Origin of the sequence: Arthrobacter sp. (assembly GCF_031988865.1) — a bacterium.
Taxonomy (GTDB): Bacteria; Actinomycetota; Actinomycetes; order Actinomycetales; family Micrococcaceae; genus Arthrobacter_B.
In genome coordinates this window covers 1-2,468 of sequence record NZ_DALZXY010000164.1, presented here as the reverse complement: position 1 = coordinate 2,468, position 2,468 = coordinate 1, and the positions used below count along the sequence as shown (strand labels likewise).

The window sequence follows — 2,468 nt, the reverse complement described above, 5'->3', positions numbered from 1 at the left end:
AAGAGCGAGTCTGGACGCCAGCCGCGGGTCATCCTTGAGGGAGCGCTGCAGCCGATCGAAAAGCACTTCCCCGGGCGCTTCGCTGCTGCCGTGGAGAGAAGTGATCAAGGCACTGCTTTCCGGGTCCAGCCGGGAACCGAGCGCCGCGTAGAAGTCGTCCGAGATAGCGTCCGTGACGTAGAACTTCATGAGCGACTCGTACCAGTCCCCCGGCCTGGTGCGGTCATGGAAGGCATCCACGGACTGCTGGAAGGGGGCCATGGCCACTTCCGGGTCAGCCCCCATGTCTTCGAGGTGTTTCGTCACGCGTTCAAAGTGGGCGTATTCCCGCACAGCGAGCCGGCCCAACGTGGCCCGGTCGTGCAGGGTGGGAGAGAAACGAGCGTCAGAGGACATCCGTTCGAAGGCGGAGAGCTCACCATAGGCAATAACACCAAAAAGGTCGGTCAGGAACTGCTGGTACGCAGGTGTTGTTCCAGCATCCGGGTCCTGCCCGCTGACTGCCGGTGGCTTGTGCTCGTTCATATCCCCCAGCGTACCGGTGCGCTATGGACCTCATCCCTTCAGACGCTCCGCGCGTTCCAACCGCGTTCCAACCGCGCTTCACCCCTGCCGCCGGCGGGGCCCTGGAGCGCGGAGCGCCCGCGGATCCCCAAATGCGACCCGCTGCGGCCGTACCGGGTAGACTGGAATGGTAGTAAATGGATGCCCGGTCGTTCCCACCATTTGAAATGCCAGTTGGTCGTTTATGCCAGCTTGGCTGTGAGACCCGCAGTACCTACGCGATCTTGATATTTTCCGGCCACTGCCTTTGCCGAATGCAGTTGGAGTGGCCAGCAGTTGTTAGCCCGCGATCGGCTTCCGCTGGACGCATCCCCTGCGCGCCGTCCGCTCCGGGACGGGCTATACGCCCTCTCGTCGAGCGCGGCCGGCAGGGATGCCTAACTGAACGGTATGTAATTGAACACTGAACTTTCCCAGATCGGCGACGCGCACCTGACCGCCGATGACAGCAACGAAGAACTCGACGTAGCCGAGACGCTCGCTACCACGGACGCTGCGGCGGAAATCGCCGAACTGACGTTCGGTGATTTCGGCGTACGCGCCGACATTGTGGAGTCGCTGGCGGAAGCCGGTATCACCCACCCCTTCCCGATCCAGTCGATGACCCTGCCGGTGGCCCTGGGCGGCCACGACATCATCGGCCAGGCCAAGACCGGTACCGGCAAGACCCTCGGCTTTGGCATCCCCGCCCTGCAGCGTGTGATTGCGCCGGCGGACGAGGATTACGCAGGGCTCGCCGTCCCCGGCGCCCCGCAGGCCCTGATCGTGGTTCCGACCCGCGAACTCGCGGTCCAGGTGGCCGGCGATCTGACCACCGCGGCCCGCCGCCGTGGCGCCCGCATCGTCACCATTTACGGTGGACGCGCCTACGAACCGCAGATTGAGGCCCTGGCAGCTGGCGTCGAAATCGTCGTCGGCACGCCGGGACGCCTGATCGACCTGTACAACAAGAAGCACCTCTCGCTGAAGAACGTGCGGATCGTCGTCCTGGACGAGGCCGACGAAATGCTCGACCTTGGCTTCCTGCCCGACGTCGAGACCCTGATGGCAGCCACCCCGGCGGTGCGCCAGACGCTGCTGTTCTCGGCCACCATGCCGGGCGCCGTCGTCGCCATGGCCCGCCGCTACATGACCAAGCCCACGCATATCCGTGCGGCTGATCCTGATGATGAAGGCCTGACGAAGAAGGACATCCGCCAGGTTGTCTACCGTGCCCACAACCTCGACAAGAGCGAAGTTGTCGCCCGGATCCTGCAGGCCAAGGGCCGGGGCCGCACCATCATCTTCACCAAGACCAAGCGCACTGCCGCAAAGCTCTCCGAAGAACTCGTGGACCGCGGCTTCGCCGTGGCCGCCATGCACGGCGACCTGGGCCAGGGCGCCCGCGAGCAGGCCATGCGCGCCTTCCGCAACGAGAAGGTCGACGTCCTGGTTGCCACCGATGTCGCCGCCCGCGGCATCGACGTCGACGACGTCACCCACGTGATCAACTACCAGTGCCCGGAGGACGAAAAGACCTACCTGCACCGTGTTGGCCGCACCGGCCGCGCCGGCAACAAGGGCACGGCGGTTACGTTCGTGGACTGGGACGATGTCCCCCGCTGGGGCCTGATCAACAAGGCCCTGGGCATGGACCAGGCGGAGCCGGTGGAAACCTACTCCTCGTCCCCGCACCTGTACACCGACCTTGATATTCCGGAAGGCACCAAGGGCCGGCTGCCCCGCAACAAGCGTGTCCTCGCCGGGATCGACGCCGAAAAGCTCGAAGACCTCGGCGAAACCGGCAAGTCCGGCGGCCGGCGTCCGGCCCGTTCCGACGCCGGATCGGACTCCCGCTCCCGCGGCGGGCGCGGATCCGACAGTGCCCGCGGCTCGGACCGGACACGTGCACCCCGCGACGGCGC

At 65.7% G+C, this 2,468-nt stretch carries 2 protein-coding genes; one reads left to right on the top strand and one right to left on the bottom strand.

Annotation, left to right across the window (positions count from 1 at the left end; all coding sequences use genetic code 11):
- A partial coding sequence (locus RTN46_RS16835) for a ferritin-like fold-containing protein (RefSeq protein WP_312183160.1) occupies positions 1-525 on the bottom strand: 525 nt, incomplete at its 3' end.
- A 435-nt stretch (positions 526-960) separates the two neighbouring features.
- On the opposite strand from RTN46_RS16835, the gene RTN46_RS16830 reads away from it, so the two are divergent.
- On the top strand, positions 961-2,468 hold a 1,508-nt coding region (locus tag RTN46_RS16830), incomplete at its 3' end, for a DEAD/DEAH box helicase (RefSeq protein ID WP_312183158.1).